20 protein-coding genes are annotated in these 21,254 nt (G+C 72.5%); 7 read left to right on the top strand and 13 right to left on the bottom strand.

What is annotated here, in order from left to right; all coding sequences use genetic code 11:
* Positions 1 to 56: 56 nt before the first annotated feature.
* The 4 genes from CVS47_RS13705 to CVS47_RS13690 all read right to left on the bottom strand — a co-directional run bounded on the left by CVS47_RS13705 (position 57) and on the right by CVS47_RS13690 (position 5,795).
* A complete protein-coding gene (locus CVS47_RS13705) occupies positions 57 to 2,381 on the bottom strand; it encodes a beta-xylosidase/alpha-l-arabinosidase (protein ID WP_127097379.1) in 2,325 nt (774 codons plus the stop codon).
* A gap of 147 nt (positions 2,382 to 2,528) precedes the next feature.
* Positions 2,529 to 3,449: a carbohydrate ABC transporter permease gene (locus tag CVS47_RS13700; protein ID WP_127096584.1), complete on the bottom strand. Its 921-nt coding sequence runs from the start codon at positions 3,447 to 3,449 to the stop codon at positions 2,529 to 2,531.
* Positions 3,446 to 4,495, bottom strand: coding sequence for a carbohydrate ABC transporter permease (locus tag CVS47_RS13695; RefSeq protein WP_127096583.1), 1,050 nt, complete (start codon positions 4,493 to 4,495; stop codon positions 3,446 to 3,448). The genes CVS47_RS13700 and CVS47_RS13695 overlap by 4 nt, the downstream gene beginning before the upstream one ends.
* Before the next feature lie 4 nt (positions 4,496 to 4,499).
* Positions 4,500 to 5,795, bottom strand: coding sequence for an extracellular solute-binding protein (locus tag CVS47_RS13690; RefSeq protein ID WP_127097378.1), 1,296 nt, complete (start codon positions 5,793 to 5,795; stop codon positions 4,500 to 4,502).
* Positions 5,796 to 5,952: 157 nt separating this feature from the next.
* On the opposite strand from CVS47_RS13690, the gene CVS47_RS13685 reads away from it, so the two are divergent.
* The 5 genes from CVS47_RS13685 to CVS47_RS13665 all read left to right on the top strand — a co-directional run bounded on the left by CVS47_RS13685 (position 5,953) and on the right by CVS47_RS13665 (position 9,749).
* Positions 5,953 to 6,957, top strand: coding sequence for a LacI family DNA-binding transcriptional regulator (locus CVS47_RS13685; RefSeq protein WP_127096582.1), 1,005 nt, complete (start codon positions 5,953 to 5,955; stop codon positions 6,955 to 6,957).
* A 75-nt stretch (positions 6,958 to 7,032) separates the two neighbouring features.
* Positions 7,033 to 8,001 (top strand): squalene cyclase, encoded by a 969-nt coding sequence (locus CVS47_RS13680; RefSeq protein WP_127096581.1) that lies wholly within the window; start codon positions 7,033 to 7,035, stop codon positions 7,999 to 8,001.
* Between the two features lie 66 nt (positions 8,002 to 8,067).
* Positions 8,068 to 8,268 carry a three-helix bundle dimerization domain-containing protein gene (locus tag CVS47_RS13675; RefSeq protein WP_127096580.1) on the top strand — a complete coding sequence of 67 codons (201 nt, stop codon included), beginning with the start codon at positions 8,068 to 8,070 and terminating at the stop codon, positions 8,266 to 8,268.
* 60 nt (positions 8,269 to 8,328) lie between these two features.
* Complete coding sequence (locus CVS47_RS13670; protein ID WP_127096579.1) at positions 8,329 to 8,868, top strand: YaeQ family protein; 540 nt, start codon at positions 8,329 to 8,331, stop codon at positions 8,866 to 8,868.
* A 17-nt stretch (positions 8,869 to 8,885) separates the two neighbouring features.
* Positions 8,886 to 9,749 carry a siderophore-interacting protein gene (locus tag CVS47_RS13665; RefSeq protein WP_127096578.1) on the top strand — a complete coding sequence of 288 codons (864 nt, stop codon included), beginning with the start codon at positions 8,886 to 8,888 and terminating at the stop codon, positions 9,747 to 9,749.
* 179 nt (positions 9,750 to 9,928) lie between these two features.
* Here CVS47_RS13665 and CVS47_RS13660 read toward each other — a convergent pair whose 3' ends face one another.
* From CVS47_RS13660 to CVS47_RS13645, 4 genes are all read right to left on the bottom strand, one after another.
* Positions 9,929 to 10,510 (bottom strand): flavin reductase family protein, encoded by a 582-nt coding sequence (locus CVS47_RS13660; RefSeq protein ID WP_127096577.1) that lies wholly within the window; start codon positions 10,508 to 10,510, stop codon positions 9,929 to 9,931.
* Between the two features lie 104 nt (positions 10,511 to 10,614).
* The gene (locus tag CVS47_RS13655; RefSeq protein ID WP_127096576.1) at positions 10,615 to 11,937 is read right to left on the bottom strand and encodes an LLM class flavin-dependent oxidoreductase; all 1,323 of its coding nucleotides are present in this window, start codon (positions 11,935 to 11,937) and stop codon (positions 10,615 to 10,617) included.
* Entirely contained in the window at positions 11,934 to 13,283 is a 1,350-nt protein-coding gene (locus CVS47_RS13650) for an O-acetylhomoserine aminocarboxypropyltransferase/cysteine synthase family protein (RefSeq protein WP_127096575.1), read from the bottom strand. Before CVS47_RS13650 ends, CVS47_RS13655 begins: the two co-directional genes overlap by 4 nt.
* 44 nt (positions 13,284 to 13,327) lie before the next feature.
* Complete coding sequence (locus CVS47_RS13645) at positions 13,328 to 14,056, bottom strand: TetR/AcrR family transcriptional regulator (RefSeq protein ID WP_127096574.1); 729 nt, start codon at positions 14,054 to 14,056, stop codon at positions 13,328 to 13,330.
* Between the two features lie 82 nt (positions 14,057 to 14,138).
* On the opposite strand from CVS47_RS13645, the gene CVS47_RS13640 reads away from it, so the two are divergent.
* Entirely contained in the window at positions 14,139 to 15,032 is an 894-nt protein-coding gene (locus tag CVS47_RS13640; RefSeq protein WP_127096573.1) for an NmrA family NAD(P)-binding protein, read from the top strand.
* Between the two features lie 76 nt (positions 15,033 to 15,108).
* Here CVS47_RS13640 and CVS47_RS13635 read toward each other — a convergent pair whose 3' ends face one another.
* From CVS47_RS13635 to CVS47_RS13615, 5 genes are all read right to left on the bottom strand, one after another.
* Positions 15,109 to 15,723 carry a copper resistance CopC family protein gene (locus CVS47_RS13635; protein ID WP_127096572.1) on the bottom strand — a complete coding sequence of 205 codons (615 nt, stop codon included), beginning with the start codon at positions 15,721 to 15,723 and terminating at the stop codon, positions 15,109 to 15,111.
* Positions 15,720 to 16,472, bottom strand: a complete 753-nt coding sequence (locus CVS47_RS13630; protein WP_127096571.1) for a YcnI family copper-binding membrane protein — start codon at positions 16,470 to 16,472, stop codon at positions 15,720 to 15,722. Before CVS47_RS13630 ends, CVS47_RS13635 begins: the two co-directional genes overlap by 4 nt.
* Positions 16,473 to 16,548: 76 nt before the next feature.
* Complete coding sequence (locus CVS47_RS13625) at positions 16,549 to 17,148, bottom strand: hypothetical protein (protein ID WP_127096570.1); 600 nt, start codon at positions 17,146 to 17,148, stop codon at positions 16,549 to 16,551.
* Between the two features lie 69 nt (positions 17,149 to 17,217).
* Positions 17,218 to 17,661 carry a three-helix bundle dimerization domain-containing protein gene (locus CVS47_RS16865; protein WP_206502636.1) on the bottom strand — a complete coding sequence of 148 codons (444 nt, stop codon included), beginning with the start codon at positions 17,659 to 17,661 and terminating at the stop codon, positions 17,218 to 17,220.
* A gap of 50 nt (positions 17,662 to 17,711) precedes the next feature.
* Positions 17,712 to 18,932: an MFS transporter gene (locus CVS47_RS13615; protein ID WP_127096569.1), complete on the bottom strand. Its 1,221-nt coding sequence runs from the start codon at positions 18,930 to 18,932 to the stop codon at positions 17,712 to 17,714.
* A gap of 96 nt (positions 18,933 to 19,028) precedes the next feature.
* On the opposite strand from CVS47_RS13615, the gene CVS47_RS13610 reads away from it, so the two are divergent.
* Complete coding sequence (locus tag CVS47_RS13610; protein WP_127096568.1) at positions 19,029 to 21,170, top strand: RecQ family ATP-dependent DNA helicase; 2,142 nt, start codon at positions 19,029 to 19,031, stop codon at positions 21,168 to 21,170.
* Positions 21,171 to 21,254 lie beyond the last annotated feature (84 nt).

Below are 21,254 nucleotides of genomic sequence, written 5' to 3'. Positions count from 1 at the left end.
GGGCGCCGGGCCGACCGACCGCGGCGGTATCGGTCACGCGACTCGGGCGGGGCCGGTCACTCCACCCGGGCGGAGGCCTCGATCACGGCGCGCGCGACCCGCGGGTCTTCCGGGGCGACGACATGCTCGGCGCCGGTGATGTCGAGGAGCGCCTCGGCGTCGCGCTCGGCGCACGACGGGCCGACCCACACCTCGACGGCGCCGGCCTCGACGATCCGCCGCCCGTGCACCCCGGTGAACGCGAGGCGCTGCGTCGGCACCTCGAAACGCACGAGGGTCTCCTCGCCGGGCTCGAGCGTCACCCGCGCGAAGGCCAGCAGCTGCGCGACCGGGCGGGTCACGCTCGCGAACAGGTCGCGCCCGTAGAGCTGCACGACGTCGGTGCCTGCGCGCTCGCCGGTGTTGCGCACCCGCACGCGGGCCGTGAACGAGGCTCCGGCCGCGACCTCGCCGTCGACGAGGAGCTCCTCGTGGGCGAACGTCGTGTACGACAGGCCGTGGCCGAAGGGCAGCGTGGGGGTCGGGTCGGCGCTCGTGATGTCGCTGCGCCCGCCCAGCACGGGGTGCAGGTAGGAGTACGGCTGCGCGCCCGCGGAGCGGGGGAGCGAGACGGGGAGGCGCCCGGACGGGACGACGGCGCCGCTCAGCACGCGGGCGATCGCGATGCCGCCCTCCTCGCCGGGGAAGAACGCCTGGAGCGCGGCGGCTGCGGCCCCCGTGGCTCCCGGGGCCGCGGCATCCGCGTCGGAGGGCGCGTCGGGGATGCCGAGTCCGGCTCTCGTGCCCGGGTCGGTCGCGCGGGCGGGCAGGGCCCACTCGATCGCGTACGGGCGGCCGGTCAGCAGCACGAGCACGACCGGCGTGCCGGTCGCCGCGACCGCCTCGACGAGCTCACGCTGCACGCCGGGGAGCTCGAGCGACTCGACGTCGTTGCCCTCGCCGACCGTGCCGCGCCCGAAGAGCCCGGCGCGGTCGCCGACCACGACGATCGCGACGTCGGCGTCGGCGGCGAGGGCGACCGCGTCGGCGATGCCGCTGCGGTCCGCTCCCTCGGCGTCGCACCCGGCCGCGTGCGTGATGCCGGCGTGCGGCAGGTTGGCGCGCAGGCCGTCGAGCACCGTGGGCAGCTCGATGCCGGCGGGCGTGCCGGGGTGGTGGGCCAGCACGTGGTTGACGAAGGAATAGCACCCCATCAGCGCCTCGGCGCTGTCGGCGTTCGGGCCGAGGACGGCCACGCGCGCGGTCGTGCCGGCGGCGAGGGGGAGGATGCCGTCGTTGCTGAGCAGCACGAGCGACTCCTCCGCGAGCTCGCGCGCGATGCGGCGGTGCTCGGGCGTGTCCAGGTCGATCGTCTCGGGCGCCGCCTCGAACACGGCGTCCAAGAGCCCGAGGTCCTCCTTCTGCGTCAGCACGCGGGCGACCGCGCGGTCGACGAGCGCAGCATCCATCCCCCCCGCCGCGGCCAGCGCGACGAGCTCGGGATACGCATCGGCGCCGGGCAGCTCGACGTCGATGCCGGCCGCGATGGCGAGCGAGGCCGCGCGGGCGCGGTCTTCGGCGACGCGGTGCATGGTCATGAGGAACGCGACGGCGAAGTAGTCCGAGACCACCACCCCGTCGAAGCCCCAGACCTCGCGCAGCAGGGTCTGGAGGTAGTCGGGGGTCGCGGCGACGGGCATGCCGTCGATCTCGGCGTAGGAGTTCATGACGCTGCGCACGCCCGCATCGCGGACGGCCATCTCGAACGGCGGCAGCAGCACATCGGCGAGCTCGCGGGCGCCGGCCGAGACGGGGGCGTGGTTGCGGCCCGCGCGCGAGGCGGAGTAGCCGACGAAGTGCTTGAGGGTGGCGTGCACCCCGGCGCCCTGGAGCCCGCGGACGTAGGCCGAGCCCAGCATCCCGACCACGTACGGGTCTTCCGAGATGCACTCGTCGACGCGGCCCCAGCGCGGGTCGCGGATGACGTCCAGCACGGGGGCGAGGCCCTGATGGATGCCGAGCTCGCGCATCGAGCCGCCGATCGCGGCGGCCATCTCCTCGACGAGGGCCTCGTCGAAGGAGGCGCCCCAGGCCAGCGGAGTCGGGAAGGTCGCGGCCTTCCACGCGGCGAGTCCGGTGAGGCACTCCTCGTGCACGATCGCGGGGATGCCGAGGCGGGTCTCGGTGGTGAGCCGCCGCTGCTCGCCGTGCAGCCACTGCGCGCGCTCGACGGGGTCGACGGGGCGGGTGCCGTAGACGCGGGTGAGGTGTCCGAGGCCGTGGGCGGTCGCCTCCGCGTAGCGCGTGGAGGTGCGCATCTCACCCGCCATCGGCGCGACGACCTCGTCGCCCTGGTCGACCCAGTAGCCGACCAGCTGGGCGACCTTCTCCTCGATCGTCATGCGGGCGAGCAGGTCGCGCACGCGGGGCGACACCGGGGATGCTTCAGGCAGGGCCACGTCGTTCTCTTTCTGTATCTGCGGGCACGTCCGGCGGACGTGCGAGACGGTGTCGGGCCGCTGTCGGCGGCCGGACACCTCGCGGGGGCGTCAGCCCTTCACGGCTCCGGTGAGGCCGCCGACGATGCGGCGCTCGAAGAGACTGAAGAACACCAGCGCCGGAAGCATCGACAGCGACGTGAAGGCCAGCACCTTGGCGGTGTCGACCGAGTACTGCGACGCGAAGGACTGCACCCCGAGGGGCAGGGTGAAGGCGGCCTCGTTGTTCAGGATGAACAGGGGCAGCAGATAGCTGTTCCAGCTGCCGATGAACGCCAGGATGCCGGTGGTGATGACGCCCGGGAGCGACAGCGGCAGCACCATGCGCCAGAAGAAGCCGATGCGGCTGCACCCGTCGATGAACGCGGCCTCCTGGATCTCGTCCGGGATGGCGCGCAGGAACGGCACCAGGATGATGATCGTCGTCGGCAGGGCGAAGGCGATCTGGGGCAGGATCACCCCGCCGAGGGAGTTCATCAGTCCGAGGTTGCGCACCACGATGTACAGCGGGGTGATCGCCACCGTCAGCGGGAACATCAGGCCCGCGGCGAACAGCGCGTACAGCACGCCGCGGCCGGCGAACCGGTAGCGGGCGAGCACATAGCTGGCCATGAGGCCGAGGCCGACGGCGCCGGCGGTCGTGGCCACCGCGGCGATGAGCGAGTTGCCCACCTGGCGCCAGAAGATGCCGCCGGTGAGGACGTCGATGTAGTTGCCGGCGTCCCACGGACTCGGGAACCCGGACGGGTCGACCGTGATCTGGGCGTTGGTGCGGAAGCCGCCGATGATGATGTACCCGATCGGCACGAGCATCACGGCGATCACCACGACGGCGATCAGGTAGACGCCGGGGCTGCCGGTGGGGAGGGCTCCGCCGGCGCGGGGGCGCCGACGGGTCGGCGCGTCGCCCGTGGGGCGGGTCGCGGTCCGGGCGCCGCGACGCTCGGTCAGGGGTGCGGGAGCGGCGGTCATCGGCGTTCCTTCCTCTTCCTGCCGCTGTCGCCGGTGAGGGCGCCGTCGGTGTCCCGACGCAGCACGAAGCGCTGATAGATGAGGGCGACGACCAGGGAGATGACGAAGATCACGACGGCGACGGCGTTGCCGTAGCCGAAGTTGCCCGCGTTGCGGCCCTCGGAGACCATGTACGTCGCCATGGTCGACGTGCCGGCGGTGGAGGCGATGTACTGCCCCCAGATGATGTAGACGAGGTCGAACAGCTGCAGCGATCCGATGATCGACAGGAACGCCCAGATGCGCAGCGTCGGGCCCATCAGCGGCAGCGTGATGCGCCACTGGATCTGCCAGAACGAGGCGCCGTCGATGGCGGCCGCCTCCGAGAGCTCCTCGGGGATGCCCTGGAGACCGGCGAGGAAGAGGATCACGGCGAAGCCGATGTACTTCCACGTGATGATCCCCATGAGGGTCCAGATGGCGATGCTCGGGTCCGACAGCCAGTCGGCCGTGAACGCGCCGAGCCCGATCTTCTCCAGGAGCCCGTTGAGGGCGCCCGTGGTCTGGAGCATGAGGCTCCAGCCGGTGCCGACGACGACCTCGGCGATGACGTAGGGCACGAAGATCAGCACGCGGATCAGCGACTGACCGCGCATGCGCCGGTTCAGCAGCAGGGCGAGGAGGATCGCCGCCGGCCCCTGCAGCACGAGCGACAGCACGACGATGAAGCCGTTGTGCCCCAGCGCCTCGAGGAAGAGCGGGTCCTGGATGATCGTCAGGTAGTTGCGGAAGCCGACGAAGTCGGTCGGGGCGCCGTAGCCCTGCCAGCTGAAGAAGCCGTAGTAGGCGGCCATCGCGACGGGGAAGATCACGAAGCCCAGGAACATGATCAGGGCTGGCCCGACCAGGAGCAGGATCTCCAGCCGCGTCGACCAGCTGATGCCGCGCCTGCGGCGGGGGGATGCCGGCGGCGAAGCCGGCGGGGACGAGATGACGTCGTCCCCGCCGGCCTGCGCGAGCACTCCCGGTGTGCTGCCGCGCTCGGCGGCGCTCACGCGTGAGTGCATGACCTCACGCCTTCGCTGCGGCGCTCTTGACGGCCTCGACGAGGTCCTGCGGCGAGCCCTTGCCTGCGAGCAGGTCCACCACGGCGACGTTCATCGCGTTGCCGACGTTCTGGCCGTAGACGGTGTCGAGCCACTGCGAGGCGTACGGGGCGGCGTTGTACGCCTCCAGGATGCTCTGCAGGTAGGGCTCGGTGACCGCCTTCTGCGCGACGGTGTTCACCGGCGGCGCGTTGAAGGCCTTGTAGTAGTTCGTCTGCACGTCGGAGGTGCCCAGGTAGTTCAGGAAGTCGACGCAGGCGTCGGGGGCGTCCACCGAGCACGAGTAGCCGTCCACGCCGCCCATCATCGAGCCGGGCTCTCCGTTGCCGCCGGAGATCTCCGGGAAGGGGAACCAGCCGAGGTCGGCGAGCGGCTTGGCGTCGGGGGTGAGCGAGCTGATCACGCCCGGGTCCCAGGCGCCCATGAGCTCCATCGAGGCCTGGTGGTTGGCCACGAGACCGGCCGAGCTTCCCGCGCCCTGCTGGGCGGAGGTGGTGAGGAAGCCCTCGTTGAACGGCTGCGTCGCGGCGAACTTCTCGAGGTCCTCGCCCGCGGCGATCCAGCACTCGTCGTCGAAGTTCTTCTCGTCGGCGGCCTGGGCCAGGGTGTCGGCGCTGCACTCGCGCAGCGCGAACCAGTAGTACCAGTGCGCGGCCGGCCAGGCGTCCTTCGCGCCGAGCGCGACCGGGGCGACGCCCGCGTCCTTCAGCTTCGACACGGCGTCGTCGAACTCGTCCATGGTGGTGGGCGTCTCGGTGATGCCGGCCTGCGTGAAGAGGTCCTGGCTGTAGAAGAGGCCGCCGGGGAGGACGGCGACGGGGAGGGCGTAGATCTTCCCATCGAGGCTGTTCGCCGAGTACGCCGCCTGGGGGATCTCGTCCTTGGCCGCGCCGCTGATGGCGTCGGTGAGGTCCTTGAGCTGGCCGGCCTTGACCATGGCGGCCATCTTGCCGCCGCCGCGCTGCAGGAACAGGTCGGGGGCATCGCCCGCGTTGAGCGCGGTCTGCAGCTTGCCGTCCAGGTCCTCGTTCTGCACCGACTGGATCTCGATCGTGACGCCGGGGTTGGCCGCCTCGAAGTCAGCGACCGTCGTGTCCCAGAAGTCCTTGCCGGGGCCGGTCGTCGAGTTGTGCCAGAGGCTCATCGTGACGTCGCCGCCGTCGCTGTCCCCGCCGCTGTCTCCGCCTGCGCCGCAGCCGCTGAGAGCGAGCGCTCCCGCGACGAGTGCGGCCGATGCGACCAGCATCCTTCTGCTGTTCATGTGACTCACCATGTTCTCCTCGTTGAGTGGCGCCGATGGGTGACGACGCAGGTCGGTGCCGTAAAGCTGTCCGGCGACCGGTCCGAGGATCGTCGCAACCGCGGGCGCGGTTCGTCAAACGTTTTCGAAATCATTTTCTTCCACTAGATTCAGCCTCATGCCCACGCGTCGCGCCACCATCCACGACGTCGCGGCGGCGGCCGGGGTGAGCGTCGCCACGGTCTCCAAGGCCGTCAACGGCAGGTACGGCGTGGCGGAGGGCACGGCGCAGCGCGTGCTCGCCGAGGTCGAGCGCCTCGGATACGCGTCGAGCCTCGTGGCCAGCAGCATGCGGGCGCGCCAGACGGGCGTGATCGGCGTGCTGGTGCCCGACTTCGAGCCCTTCACCGCCGAGATCCTCAAGGGCGTCAGCGCCGGCCTCGCCGGCTCGCCCTACGACGTCCTCGCCTACGCGGGGGTGCGCCACCACGCCTCCGCCGGGTGGGAGAAGCGGTCGCTCCAGCGGCTGTCGGGCACCCTCATCGACGCCGCGATCATGGTCACCCCGACCGTCATCGCCCCGAGTGCCGAGATCCCGATCGTCGCGGTGGACCCGCACACGGGCCACGGCGATCTCCCCACCGTCGAGTCCGACAGCTTCGGGGGAGCGGTCGAGGCGACCCGCTACCTCGTCGAGCTCGGCCACCGCCGCATCGGGTTCCTCGCCGGCCGTCCCGACCTCCGCTCGGCGAAGCTCCGCGAGGCCGGCTACCGGCAGGCGCTCACCGATGCCGGCATCGACTTCGACCCGAGGCTGGTGGAGGTCGGCCGGTACGAGCCGGAGGCGGCGGGGGATGCTGCGCGCACCCTGCTCGGTGGAGCGCGACCGACCGCGGTGTTCGCCGCGAACGACCTCTCCGCCCTCGCGGTGCTGGGCGTCGCGGCCGAGCTGGGCCTGCGGGTGCCCGAAGACCTGTCGGTCGTCGGCTTCGACGACATCCCCGAGGCCTCGCGCCGGCTGCCCGCCCTCACCACGGTCCGCCAGCCCATGCACCGCCTGGGCCGGATCGCCGCCGAGCTGGCCATGGCGCTGATGGCGGGGGAGACGCCGGCGCAGACCAGCATCCTGCTCCCCACGAGGCTGGTGCCCCGCGCGACCACGGCGGCGGTGCCGGCGGCCTGATCGCCGGTGTCAGCGAGGGTCGCGGGTGTGAGCGGGCGGGTCGCGGGTGTCGGCGGGCGGGAGTAGCGTGCCGCCATGTCCCTCGATCCGAAGACGCTCGACTGGCTCCTCGACACCGACCCCGCACTGCGCTGGCAGGTGCAGCGCGACCTGCTGCAGGCGCCGCCCGAGGTCTGGCAGGAGACCCGGTCGCGCGTGGCCACGGAGGGGTTCGGGGCGGAGCTGCTCTCGCACCAGGACGACGACGGGCAATGGCTGGGCGGCGCGTACTTCCCGGCCGGCTACTTCGACAGCCCCGAGGCGGAAGAGCCCGGGCAGCCCTGGGTGGCCACGACGTGGAGCCTCAAAGACCTGCGCGAGTGGGGGCTCGACGCGTCGGTGCTCGCAGGAACGGCGGAGGAACTCGACCGCCACAGCCGCTGGGAGTACGACGACCTCCCCTACTGGGGCGGCGAGGTCGACGTCTGCATCAACGCATTCACGCTTGCGACGGGTGCCTGGCTCGGAGCGGACGTCTCGCGCCTCGTAGCCTGGTTCCCCGAGCATCGCCTCGCCGACGGCGGCTGGAACTGTCAGGCCGAAGAAGGCGATTCGACGCGATCGTCCTTCCACTCCACGCTCAATGCGGTGCGCGGCATGCTCGCCTACGAACGGATCACCGGCGACACGTCACTCCGCGAGGCGCGTCACGCGGGCGAGGAGTATCTGCTGTCGCGGAGGCTGCTGTATCGCGCGTCGACGGGCGAGCGCGTCGGGGAGTTCGTCGACCAGTTCCTCTACCCCGATCGCTATCGCTACAGCGCCCTCGCCGCCCTCGATCACTTCCGCGACGCCTCCGACCTGGAGGGCACGCCGCCCGACCATCGCCTCGCCGACGCGATCGAACTCGTCCGCGCGGCGCGGCAGAGCGACGGCACCTGGCTGCAGGCGGGGAGGCTTCCCGGTCGCACGTGGTTCGACGTCGACGTCGACGAGGGCGAGCGCTCGCCGTGGCTGACCCTCATCGGCACACGGGTGCTCGACTGGTGGGATGCGGCGCCCTGAGAGGACAGTATTCGGCTGCATGCAGGAGTAGCGTGGAAGCTCCCCTCGCCCCCACGGAGACACGCCATGCCCCACCGCACCCCCGAGGAAACCGTCAGCATCGAGGAGATCGCGGAACGCCTCCGCCCGCGATTCCCCGAGGTTCCGGAAGAGACGGTCCGCTCCGTCGTCGAGGACTCGTTCGACGAGCTGCACGACGCCCACGTGCGGGACTTCGTGGCGGTGCTGGTCGAGAAGCAGGCGAAGAAGCGGCTCAAGGCGCTCTGAGCCACGGCCGCGCCTCCGCTCCGTGCGGTGGGGGTCGCCCGCGCGGGTAGCCTCGATCACATGGCCATCGGTGCGACGATCCACACCTTCGCGGTGCAGCTGGCCGACGTCGATCGCGGCGTCTACGAGGATCTGACGCTGCGCGTGGCGCGGCATCCGTCCGAGACCGCCGCCTTCATGATGACGCGCGTGCTCGCCTACTGCTTGGAGTACGCCGAGGGCATCTCCTTCAGCGAGGGCGTCGCCGCCACTGACGAGCCCGCCGTGCTCGTGCGCGACCTGACCGGGCGCGTGACGTCGTGGATCGAGGTCGGCTCCCCGGATGCGTCGCGACTGCACACCGGCAGCAAGCTCGCCGACCGCACCGTCGTGTACACCCACCGCGATCCGGCGAAGGTGGCCGCGACGTGGGACGGCAAGCGCATCCACCGCGCTGAGGACATCCCGCTCCGCAGCTTCGACCCCGGCTTCGTCGACGCGGCCGCCGCCGCCCTCGAGCGCCGCAGCACACTGTCCGTCTCGGTCACCGAGGGCACCGTCTACCTCGAGCTGAACGGCACGAACCTGTCCACCGCCATCCACGAGCTGCGCGCCGGCTGAATCGCCCAGGAGCACCCATGACCCTCACCCCGCCTTCTTCGCCCATGGATCGGCCGCGCAAGCCCCGCACCCCGCTCGTGCTCGAGGTCGTCGCGACCGAGAGGCTCTCGGCGTCGCTGACCCGTGTGCGCCTGGGCGGGGCGGGCGTGGAGCAGTTCCTGACCCAGGCCGACCCGGAGCGCCTCGCCGCCACCGACAAGTACGTCAAGCTCCTCTTCGCCAAGCCGGAGCTCGGCCTCCAGCCGCCCTACGACCTCGATGCGCTGCGCGAGACGCTCGCCCCGGAAGACCTCCCGTCGCGACGGACCTACACCGTCCGCGACGTCGACCTCGAGGGCCGCACCATCGCGATCGACTTCGTGGTGCACGGCGACGACGGCATCGCCGGACCGTGGGCTGCCTCCGCTCAGCCGGGCGACCTGCTGTGCCTGAGCGGTCCGGGCGGCAAGTTCCTGCCGACACAGGATGCCGCGGTCCACCGTCTGTACGTCGGCGACGAGTCGGCCGTCCCGGCGATCGCCGCCGCGCTCGAGGCGGCGCCCACCGATGCCGTGGGCAGCGTGCTGATCGAGGTCGACGGTCCCGATGACGAAGTGCCGCTGCGCGCGCCAGCCGGCGTCCGGGTGCGCTGGGTGCACCGCAGCAAGTCCGACGTGGTGACCGAGGTCTCCGGCCTGACGCCGCCCGACGCGCCGGTCGAGGCGTTCGTGCACGGCGAGCGCGGCCAGGTGAAGGCGCTCGGAACCCACCTGCAGCGCGTCTGGGGCCTGTCGCGCACCGACATGTCGCTGTCGGCATACTGGGCGCGCGGCCGCGCGGAAGACCGCTTCCAGTCCGAGAAGCGCGAGCCGATCGGCCAGCTCTTCGACGACCCTGCCTGACCGCGTCACTCTCGAGTCCGGCTCCCGCTGGGCGTCGCGCCCGCCGGCCCGGCCCGGCCCAGCCCTGCCCGGCGAGAGTTTGGGATGACTTCTGTCGCGCGGCGATCCTCAGAGCCGACAAGAGTCGTCCCCGACTACGACTGCATGGCGCGCGCTGCGGCCTGACCGCGGCGCCGTGCTCAGTCGACGCGGGAGTGCTCGCCCAGACGGTGCCAGAGACGGTTGTGATAGACCAGCCCGTTGCCGGCCTCGGCCGGCGGGATGTCGCGTTCGACGTGGGCCTGGAGGGCCTGAGCGGCGATGACGACGGAGCTGCCGGCATCCATCCTGCTCACGACCGCGCAGCGCACCCAGGCGCGCACGCCCCGGTAGACCGGCTCGCCGGTCGACAGGCGGGTCCACGCGTCGGTGTCGGCGAAGCGGTCGACGCCGCTCGTCGCGCCCAGACGGGCGAGGTCGAGGTCATCGGCATCGAGCAGGTGCACGACGATCGTCTCCGCCGCGGCGATGGCCGGGGTGGCGGAGGAGAGCACGGAGGTCGAGAAGATCAGCAGGGGCGGGTCGACGCTCACGGATGAGACCGACGACGCGGTGAGGGCGACGGGTCCGTCGGGGCCCTGCGCGGTGATGACCGCGATGCCGCCGGGGTGGCCGCGGAAGACGGCCTTGAACTCGTCGGCCGACACCGTGGCGCCCAGGGTGTGCGGCCGGTGGGGGCCGGAGTCCTCGGCCTCGATACGGGCACTGCGCGATGCGGTCATGTCTCGACGCTAATCCTCTCCCGCACGACGGGCCGCGAATGTGTCGGCTCGCGTCGTCCTGTTGCGTCCTGTGTCAACGTCGGTCGGCTCGGTGGCATTCCGGTTCAGAAGGACGCCAGGTTGGCGTGGAGCCCCTCGCCGGTGAAGTCGTCGCGCAGGATGCCGCGGCGACGCAGGATCGGCACGAGCTCGTCGAGCGCTCGGTGCAGCGTCACCGGGTGCAGGTCGCCCGAGAAGATCAGGCCGTCGTTGTCGGCGTCGTCTCCGAGCGCCTGGATCAGGTCGGCCAGCTCGTCGGCGGTGCCCACCGTGCCGCTGATCCCGTCGCCGATGCGGCCCAGCCGCGCCTTGCCGGTCAGGATCTCGCGGAACGGCACGTCGGCGAACGAGTCGAAGCGGCCGCGCAGTCCCTTGATCGTGCCCTGCGACACGTGCTCGCCGAAGATGCCCGGGTCGAGCGGCCGGTCGAGGTCGAGCGCGGTGAGGTCGGTCTCGAGGTCGCTCGACCACGCCTCCGCGACCGCCAGCAGCGCCGCGTCGTCGGGATGCGCCGACGCGGCGACGATGCGGTCGGCCTCGTCGACCGATGCCGCGACGATGGGCTTGAACACGAACATCGTCTTGATCGCCGCCGGGTCGCGGCCCTCCGCGCGGGCTGCCGTGTGCACCTTCGCGCGGTACGCGCGGATCGCGTCGACGTCGAGGTTCGACAGCGCGAGCTGGATCTCGGAGTTGCGTCCGGCGAAGCCCAGTCCCCGGCCCGATCCGCCCGGGGAGGCGATCACCGGCTCGGTCGGCAGCGGCTCCGCGTTGAGCGGACCGTCGAACGAGTAGTACTCGCCGCGGTGCTCGACCGCGCGGATCTTCGTGCCGTCGGCGTAGATCTGCGACTCCGCGTCGAGGATCAGGGCGTCGTCGTCCCAGCTGCGCCAGAGCAGCCGCAGGGCGTCGAGCCACTCCTGCGCGCGGTCATAGGCCGCGTCGTGGGAGAGGCGGTCCTGCCCGAAGTGGTGGGCGGAGCCGACGTCCGTCACGACATTGATGCCCACGCGTCCGCGGCTGAGGTGGTGCAGCGAGGCGAACTGCCGGGCCGCCGTGTACGGATGCCACGCCGCCGGGTTGGCGGTCGGGATGACACCCAGATGCTCGGTTGCGGCGAAGAGGTAGGGAGCCAGCATCCACGGGTCGTGCTTGGGCCCGCCGTAGGCCTTGCGCACGCGCAGGTCGAGCGTGGCGGGGCTGATGCCGACGGAGAGGGCGTCCTCGATGAGCACGAAGTCGAAGCCGGCCTGCTCGAGCTCGCGGGCGGACTGCTGGTAGAGGCCGGGCTCCTTCCAGGCGTGGTTCCACTCCCAGTACGGCCGCGCCCACCCGTGCGGCCCGAAGCCGCGCGAGAGGAACCAGCCGAAGTGCTGCGGCTTGCTCACGCGAGTCCCGCTTCGGTGAGGAGGCGAGCGGATGCTGCGGCCTCCAGCGCCTGCGCGAGGTCGCCGATGAGGTCCTCGACGTCTTCGAGCCCGATCGAGAGCCGGAGAAGACCGGGCTCGATGCCGCGCGCCGCGCGCTGCTCGTCGGTGCTGCCGACGTGGGTGGTCGTGGCGGGGTGCAGCACGAGCGAGCGCACGTCACCGAGGTGGGTCATGCGCGTGAAGAGCTGCAGCGCGTTCTGGAACACCCGGGCCGCCTCGAGGCCGCCGTGGACGGTGACGGCGAACACCGATCCCTGGCCGTCGGGCAGGTACCGCTCGGCGAGCGGGTGGTACGAGCTGGAGGCCAGTCCGCTGTAGTCGACGGAGGCGACGCCGGGCTGCTTCTCCAGCCACTCGGCGAGCTGCAGGGCGGCAGCGGACTGGTGCTTCACCCGCAGCGACAGCGTCTCGATGCCCTGCAGGATGAGGAACGCGTTGAGCGGCGAGGGCGACGGGCCGTAGCGCATGGCCACGCGCCGGGCGAACTCGGTGAACGCGGTGGCGCCGGCGCGCTCGAGGTGGGTGCGTCCGTCGGGACCCCGATCCACGACGAGCTGCGGGTATCTGTCGGGATGGTCGCCCCATGGGAACGTGCCGGCGTCGACGACGAAGCCGCCGAGCACCGAGCCGTGGCCGGCGAGGAACTTGCTCGCGGAGTGCACGATGATGTCGGCGCCGTGCTCGATCGGACGCACGAGGTACGGGGTGGCGAGCGTGTTGTCGATCGCGAGCGGAACCCCGTGGCGGTGCGCGATGGCGGCGATGGCCGCGATGTCGAGCACGTCGTTCTTGGGGTTCGGGATGGACTCGGCCAGCACCAGTCGGGTCGCGGGGCGGAACGCGGCATCCCATTCGTCGAGGTTGCGGGCGTCTGCGACGAAGTCGACCGTGATGCCGAGCCGGCTGAGGTCGTCGCGCAGGAATTCGCGCGTGCCCTCGTACAGGCTGGACGCGGCCACGACGTGGTCTCCGGCCGAGACGAGCGCCAGCACCGTCGTCGCGACGGCGGCCTGCCCGCTCCCGACGAGCAGCGCGTCCTTCGCGGACTCGAGGTCGGCGATGCGGCGCTCGGCGGCGGCGTTCGTGGGGTTGCCGACACGGGTGTAGCTGAAGCCGCTCTCCGTGCCGGCGAACCGGCCGTGCGCCTGGTCGAAGTCGTCGAACTCGAACCCGGCGGTCAGGTAGATCGGCGTCGCGCGCGGCGCGTGCGGTCCGTGCTGCTCGTCGCCGGCGTGCAGCTGACGGGTGGCGAAGCCGAGGCGGTCGCCGGAGGGGGCGCGATCGGGAGCGTCGGGCGAGGGCATGACGACACGCTAGACGTCCGGGCTGTGCGGGGCTCTTCGCGGCGTCATGAACCGACACGCAGCGGGGGCAGCGGGGGAGCGGCGATGCGCTGCAGCCAGACGTCGAGCAGCTGCACCTCCGCGGGGATGAGCCTGGCGTGCGCTGACAGGTCGGGGTCGGCCGACAGGGCGGCGCGGAGGGCTCCGGCACTCGCCGCGCCGGTGGCGTCGCCGGCGAGAGGCGCATCGGTCACGATGGCCGCGATCGCCGCCTCGCGCGCCAGATCGCTGAGCGCGAGTCCGGCCGTGTCCATGGAGCCGTCGATGAGGGTGAGGATGACACCGCGACCGGCGGCGTGGAAGAGCAGGGTGGCCTGCTCGACGCTGACCCGCAGGCGGCCCGCCGCCGCCAGCCGTGCCATCTTGTCGCCGAGGATCACCTGTCCGGCCGCCAGTGAGGGCAGGCGGTCGGAGCGGCCCTCGGCGAGCCGGTAGACGGCAGGATGCCGGGTGCCGAAGTCGACCGCGTCGTCCCAGCCGTCGCGCAGCGCCTCGACCGGGTCCTCGTGCGGGGATCGGCGGGCCTTGCTCCCGACCCAGTCCGCGTAGGCGCGCTCGCAGGCGGCCAGCAGCAGCCCGTCCTTGTCGCCGAACAGCCGGTAGATGGCCGGAGCCTGCACGGCCGCGCGCGCCGTCACGGCGCGCGTCGAGACGGCGTCGGCCCCGCCTTCGTCGAGCAGCTCGAGGACGGAGCGGAGGATGCGTTCGCCCGTCGGGGCGTCGTCGTCAGCCATGTTGACCACGCTATCGCAACGGTGTTAGCGTCACTAACCCAACGCTAACGAAAATGCGTTAGCAGCGATAAGGAGGTATCTCATGATCGTCATCACCGGAGCCGGCGGCCGCCTCGGCCGCGCTGTCGTGGACGCCCTGCTCGAGCGCGCGGACCCGGCATCCATCGGTGTCAGCACCACACGTCCGGAGGCGGCCGCCGCACTCGCCGAACGGGGCGTGCGCGTTCGTCGCGGCGACTACGACGACCCGTCGTCACTGGTCGACGCCTTCGCCGACGCCGACCGGGTGCTCGTCGTCTCCGCGCCGCGGATCGGCCCGGCCGCCCTGGAGGCGCACCGCGTCGCCCTCGATGCCGCCCGCACCGCCGGGGTGTCGCGTGTCTTCTACACGAGCCACGTCGGCGCCGACGCGCTGTCGCCGTTCCCGCCCGCCGTCACGCACGCCGCGACCGAGGTGATGCTGCGCGACAGTGGTCTGCCGTTCACCGCGCTTCGCAACGGGTTCTACGCCGACACGGCGCTGCGCATGGCGACGACCGCGGCTTCCGGCGGCGAGCTGCGTGCGCCCCGGGACGCCCCGGTGTCCTGGACCTTCCACCGCGACCTCGGGCCCGGCATCGCAGCCCTGCTGCTCGACGAGACCCTCGAGCTTCCCGCCGTCAACCTGACGGCGGGGGAGGCGTTCGACATGGCGGCACTGGCGGCCGCGACATCCGGCATCCTCGGCCGTGAGATCCGGCACACGGTGATCGACGATGAGGACCACGCCGCGGAGCTGACGCGCGGAGGGGCTCCGGAGATGGCGGCGCGCATGTCGATCGGCCTCTTCCAGGCGGCTCGGCAGCGGCACTTCGGCATCGTCGACCCGACGCTCGCCGATGTGCTGGGGAGGCCGACGACCTCCCTCCGCGACGTGCTCGCCGTGTCGCTCGCGGAGGCGGAGGCGGAGGCGGCGGCTCAGGGCGCCGCGGCCTAGCGGAGGGGGCTCTTCCGGTTCGAGCTCGCGCGGCCACCAGGCACCGGGCGCGCGAGGCGCTCCCGGTGCCGGGTGATCAGCGCGTGCGGGTGCGGAGGATGAGGATCACCGCAGCCCCGACCAGCACCACCGCGCCGCCGCCGAGCAGCAGGCCGAGGCCGATGCCGCCGTCGCCCGCGGATCCCGGGGGCGAACCGTCCGCCGCGGCATCCGGTGCGGCGGATGTGTCGCCACCGGCCGCTGCGTCGCCGGCCGCCGCGTCACCCGTCGACCCGTCGCCGCAGACCGGCGTCGCCGATCCGGCCGATGCGGCGGCGCCGGCGGCCGGCGCGTACTCGAACGAGTACGTGTCGGAGACGGGATGGCCGTCGGAGGAGACCGCGCGCCACACGACCTCGTAGGTGCCGGCTGCGCCGAGCGCCACCGGGGTGGAGAGCGTGGGCCCTGCCAGCGCCACGCAGTCCGTCTCGTAGTACCGGCCGTCGGGGCCGGTGATCTCGACGATGTTGCCCGCGCCGAGGTCGAGGAGGTTTTCACTGAAGGTGAGCTCGACCTGGGACAGCGCGGCCACAGTGTCGCCGGAGGCGGGCGACGCGGCGATCAGGGAGTCGTGCGCGGAGGCGGTCTGCGCCCCCGCGAAGACGACGACTCCCGCGAGCACGAGCGCCGCGGTGAGGCGGCCGGCCCTCACGAGCGCGCCTTCGGCCGGCGGGCGAACGCGAGCGCGCCGAGCACCGCACCGCCGGCACCCAGCACCAGCGCGGCGATGCTGAGTCCGAGGGCGAGGCCCGACGAGGAGTCGGCCGGGGCATCCGTCGTCATCGTCATCTCGTCCGACGACCCCGACGACCCGGCGGCACCCGCGCCGTGCGCAGCGTGCTCATCCGCCGGCGGGACGTCGGTGATGTAGAGCACGGGCGCGGGATCGAGGGTGTCGTCCGCGGCGACCTCGTCGGGGGTGGCGGTCCACTCCGCGACCTTGCCATCGTCGTACGTCTGCACGGCCGGCAGGAGCACCGAGCCGACGTCCGGCACCGGTCCGAGCGAGACGGGGAAGTTCACGAACTCGCCCTGACCGATCCCGACGCCGGGATCGGCCTGCCAGACGATGCTCGTCGGCGCCTCGGTGATGGTGTTGCCGCCGACCTCGACCGGCTGCGGCAGGGTCGCCGTGGTGATGGTCGCCGTCCATCCGGGCACGGGTTCGTACCGCACGCTCGTGAACGGGGTGTCGGAGGGCAGCGTGACCTCGAGACGAACGGTCTCGGCGGTCTCGGACTCGTTCGGCACGCGGAACTGCACCTGCGTGTAGCTGCCGGGATCGGCCGTGCCGGGGTTGACGGTGACGTGGGCGGATGCTGCCAGCGGGACGCCGACGGCGAGGACGATGCCCAGGGCCGCACCCGTGAGGGCGCGACGATACGTGTTGCGTGAAGACATGGTGATGCTGCTTTCTGCGGACGCGCGCGCGATCGACGCCGCTGCGCGCGGAGAGGGAAGAGGTGGATGTCGCGGGTCAGGCGACAGCCGGCGGTCCCCGCCGCCGCATCACCGACAGCACGGCGATGCCTGAGCGCACGAGGGGCGCGGGAACGGCGGGCTGCGGGACGGTGTGGACGACCGGCGCGCGCAGCGGCGCGAGGGCGCGGAAGGCCTCGGCGAGGAAGTCGCGGACGACGCGCAGAGCGCGCTCGCCGCGGCCGAGGGCCAGGATCGTGAGAACGGCGGCCACGGCGTGGGCGAGCCACATCCACGGCGAGTCGACCCCGTGGAGGAGTGCAGGACCGGCCGCCGTCGCGGAGCTCGCATGCTCCGACATGGTCATGCCGTGGTGACCCGCGGCGTCGGCGCCGGTCCCGGCGAGGTCGAGGGACAGGATCGAGTGGAACAGGGTCTGGCTCGCGGCGACGGCGATCGAGATGCGCCACCACGACGGCGCCCGTCCGGTGAGGATCACGCAGATCGGCGCGGCCAGGCCGAGGGCCAGAAGCAGGTTGGCGAGCGGCGGCGCCTGGCCGGTGACCGCGGCGTGGGAGGCGGTCGCGGCGAACGTCGCGACTGCGGCGGCGGCCACGCCGCGCAGGGCGCGGGTGCCGCGGTCGGCTCGAGACGACATGATCCTCCTGCGCTCCAGCCTAAGCGGGTCGCGCGGGCGCTGACGGCCGGTGGGACGACCGGACGCGTGTCAGCGTGCGGAAGGAGCCTCGTCCGCCGAGGATCCGTCGATCTCCTCCTCGACCTCGCGCAGCCGGTCGCGGGCATCGTGCTCGACGATGCGCGGAACGAAGTCGCGCACCGCGGCATCCTCCATCGACTCGTGGATCTCGGTCACCGTCTCCTCGACGACCTCCACGGGGACATCGGAGAATCTCTCGGCGAGCCGCTCGACGACCTTCTCGACGTCCGCCTCCTCGAGGCGGGCGCGCTCGGCGGCCTCCTCGGGCGTCTCCTCGGCCGCGGGCGGCACGGGGGACTCGTGCGCGTCGACGCCCTCGTCGGCGGCTCCGGCACGGCGCTCCTCGATGAGGATCTCGTCCTCCTCCGGCGCCGGACCGCGGTCGCCGCGGGTGGTCGAGGCGAACCCGGTCTGGGCGAGGTAGGTGTCGTCGGGGGTGTCGCTGTCGCTCATGGCGCGACGCTACGACGCCCGGGTGACCAGCAGGTGAACGATGCCCGCGTTCAGGAGGCGATGGATGCTGCGGCCCGGGCCGCATCGCGGCGCATCGTCAGGCCGGCGAGGGTGGTGCCGACCAGCACGAGGGCGATGAAGACGAGGAGCACCGGCACCGGGGGGATGCTCACGAGTGCGACGCCGACGGCGATGACGGGCACCGTCAGGCCGGTGTAGGCGACGAGGAACAGCAGCGCGAGCGTTCCTCCGCGACGGGCCGGGTCGGCCACGGCCAGCACCGTGCTCGTCGCGGCCTTGAAGAGGAGGCCCACGCCGACACCGGCGATCGCCCCGCCGACGATGAACGCGATCAGCTCCGGCACGACGGCGCCGACGGCCACCAGTCCGAGTCCGGCGATGCACGTGATGATCGCGATCGTCAGCTGGCGCCGGAGCGAGAGGCCCGCCAGCGCGACCTGGCCGATCGCGGCGGCGGCGAAGACGGCGAACGGCGGGATGCCGGCCAGCAGATGGTCGGTCTCGTCGAACGTCTTCGCGAGGAACGTCGGGGCGAGCGAGGTGAAGAGTCCGAACACGGCGAAGCCGGAGAACACGGCGGCCCCGGCGAGGAGGAAGACCCGTCCGCCGCCCTCCGGCACGGCCAGCCGCTGCGGGCGGTACGCGGGCAGCTCATCGGGGCGCGTGACGGTCTCGGGCACGATCAGCAGCGCGCCGGCAGCGGCGACGAGCAGCACCAGGTAGACGGCGTGCGGCAGCACGAGCGGTGCCGGGAGGAACTCCGCGAAGAGACCGCCGATGAGCGGCCCCAGCGCCAGGCCGCCGATGTTCGCGGCGCCGGCGAGTGAGGCGGCCAGTGCCGGCCCCTCGCCGGGACGGGCGACCGCGCGGAGCTCGCCGAGATGCGCGGTGGCGGTGGCGGTGAGCAGGCCCACGCTGAGCCCGTCGATCACCCGCGCGACGAGCAGGCCCGCCGTCTCGGGCCAGAGCAGGAAGATGACCGCGGCCACGATCGACAGGAGCACGGCGACCAGCAGCACGCGTCGGCGTCCGACCCAGTCGCTGACGTGGCCGGCGAGGTACAGCGCGAGCATGACGCCGGCGGCGAAGGCCGCGAAGATCACCGTGATCATGGCCACCGGGAAGCCGTCGAGCTCCTGGTAGAGCGGATACAGCGGTGTCGGCACGGTGGCGTACGACATCACCAGGACGAAGACCACGGCGACGATCCAGAAGCCGAGGTGATGCCGGGATCGGGTGCGGTCGTCCATGGGTGGCTCCTCCCCGGCATCCGCCGACGTTCGTCTCTCCGAGGATGCTACGGCTCTCGTGGCGCCGATGTCGCCGCCCGCTGAAAGACTCGACAGATGACCGACGACACCCGCACCGCCGCCCGCGGCGTGCTCCAGACCCTCGTCGGCCGCGAGGACGCCGACTTCCACGAGGGGCAGTTCGAGGCCATCTCGGCGCTCGTCGACGACCGCCGGCGCGCGCTCGTCGTGCAGCGCACCGGATGGGGCAAGTCCGCGGTCTACTTCGTCGCGACCCTTCTGCTGCGCCGCGCGGGTGCGGGACCGACCGTGCTGGTGTCGCCGCTGCTCGCGCTCATGCGCGACCAGATCGCCGCGGCCGCGCGGGCCGGCGTGCGCGCGGTGGCCATCAACTCCACGAACGCACACGAGTGGACCGACGTGGTCGCGGCGCTCGACCGCGACGAGGTCGACGTGCTGCTGCTGTCGCCCGAGCGGCTCAACAACCCCGCCTTCCGCGACGAGCAGCTTCCCGCGCTCGTGCGGCGGATGGGGATGCTGGTGGTCGACGAGGCGCACTGCATCAGTGACTGGGGCCACGACTTCCGCCCCGACTACCGGCGTCTCGCCGAACTCATCCGTCGTCTGCCGGCCGGGGTGCCGATCCTCGCGACGACCGCGACGGCCAACAGTCGCGTGGTGGTCGATGTCGCCGAGCAGCTCGGCGGTGCCGGTGGGGCATCCGAGGGCGGTGCCGGGTGGGCATCCGAGGGCGGCACCGGGTCTGCGGACGTGCTGACGATCCGCGGTCCGCTCGCCCGCACGTCCCTGCGGCTGGGGGTGCTGCGCCTGCCGACGGCCAAGGCCCGCCTCGCGTGGCTGCTGAGCCACATCGCCGACCTGCCCGGCTCCGGAATCGTCTACACGCTGACCGTCAGTGCGGCCGAAGACGTCGCCCGGCTGCTGCGGGAGGCGGGCCACAACGTGCGCGCCTACACCGGTCAGACTGACGCGGGGGAGCGCGAGGAGGCCGAGGCGCAGCTGAAGTCGAACGAGGTCAAGGCCCTCATCGCCACGAGCGCGCTGGGCATGGGCTTCGACAAGCCCGACCTGGGATTCGTCGTCCACCTGGGCGCGCCGTCGTCGCCCGTGGCCTATTACCAGCAGGTCGGCCGGGCCGGCCGCGCGACCGAGAACGCCGACGTGCTGCTGCTGCCCGGGCCGGAGGATCCCGACATCTGGCATTACTTCGCGACCGCCTCCATGCCCACACGGGAGCGCGCGGAGCGCGTCATCTCCGAGCTCGGGCCGAACCCGACCTCCACACCCGCGCTCGAGGCGCTCGTCGACATCCGCCGCACGCCGCTCGAGCTGCTGCTGAAGGTGCTCGACGTCGACGGCGCGGTGCGTCGCGAGCGCGGCGGGTGGGCGGCCACCGGACAGCCGTGGACCTATGACGCCGAGCGCTACGAGCGCATCTCCGCGGAGCGCGTCGCCGAGCAGCAGAACATGCTCGACTACGAGCGCACCGCCACCTGTCGCATGGCGTTCCTCCAGACCGCTCTCGACGACCCGACCGCCGCACCGTGCGGCCGGTGCGACAACTGCGCCGGGATGTGGTTCGACGCTGAGGTTCCCGGAGAGGCGGATGCCGCGGCATCCGCCTCTCTCGAACGCGTCGGCGTGCCGATCGAGCCGCGGGCGCAGTGGCCGACCGGCGCCGACCGGCTGGGCGTGCCCGTGAAGGGGCGGATCCCGCTCGACGAGCGGGCCGAGGAGGGCCGGGCGCTGGCCCGGCTGACAGACCTGGGCTGGGGCGGCGCGCTGCGCGAGCTGTTCGCGGCGTCGAGCCCCGACGGCCCTGTTCCCCCGGCGCTGCTCGAGGCGACCGTGCGCGTGCTCGCGTCGTGGCCGTGGGCGCAGCGTCCCGGCTCGGTCGTGGCCATGCCCTCCCGTTCGCGGCCGCAGCTGATCGCGTCGCTCGCCCAGGCGCTCGCCGGCGCGGGCCGGCTGCCGTTCCTCGGCACGCTCGGCACCCGCGGGGGAGGGCCGTCCGGGCAGCCGGGCGGCAACAGCGTCTATCGTCTCGCCGGGGTGTGGGACCGCTTCGATGCGACGGGGCTCAGCATCCCGCCGGGCCCGGTGCTGCTGGTCGACGACCTCGCCGACAGCCGATGGACCCTGACCGTCGCCGCCGGCGAGCTGCGACGGGCGGGGGCGGAGGCGGTGCTGCCCTTCGCGCTCGCGCTGCGCGGGTAGGCGGGGCGACGCCCGAGAACGGGCGCCCGGCGGTCGGCGCCGCGTGCGGCGGGGAAACACCGCACGCCCGATTGCGCAAGGGGT

The sequence above is a fragment of the Microbacterium lemovicicum genome (assembly GCF_003991875.1).
Classification (GTDB): domain Bacteria; phylum Actinomycetota; class Actinomycetes; order Actinomycetales; family Microbacteriaceae; genus Microbacterium; species Microbacterium lemovicicum.
The sequence above is the reverse complement of the archived record's forward strand: the minus strand, read 5'-3'. Positions and strand labels throughout refer to the sequence as shown.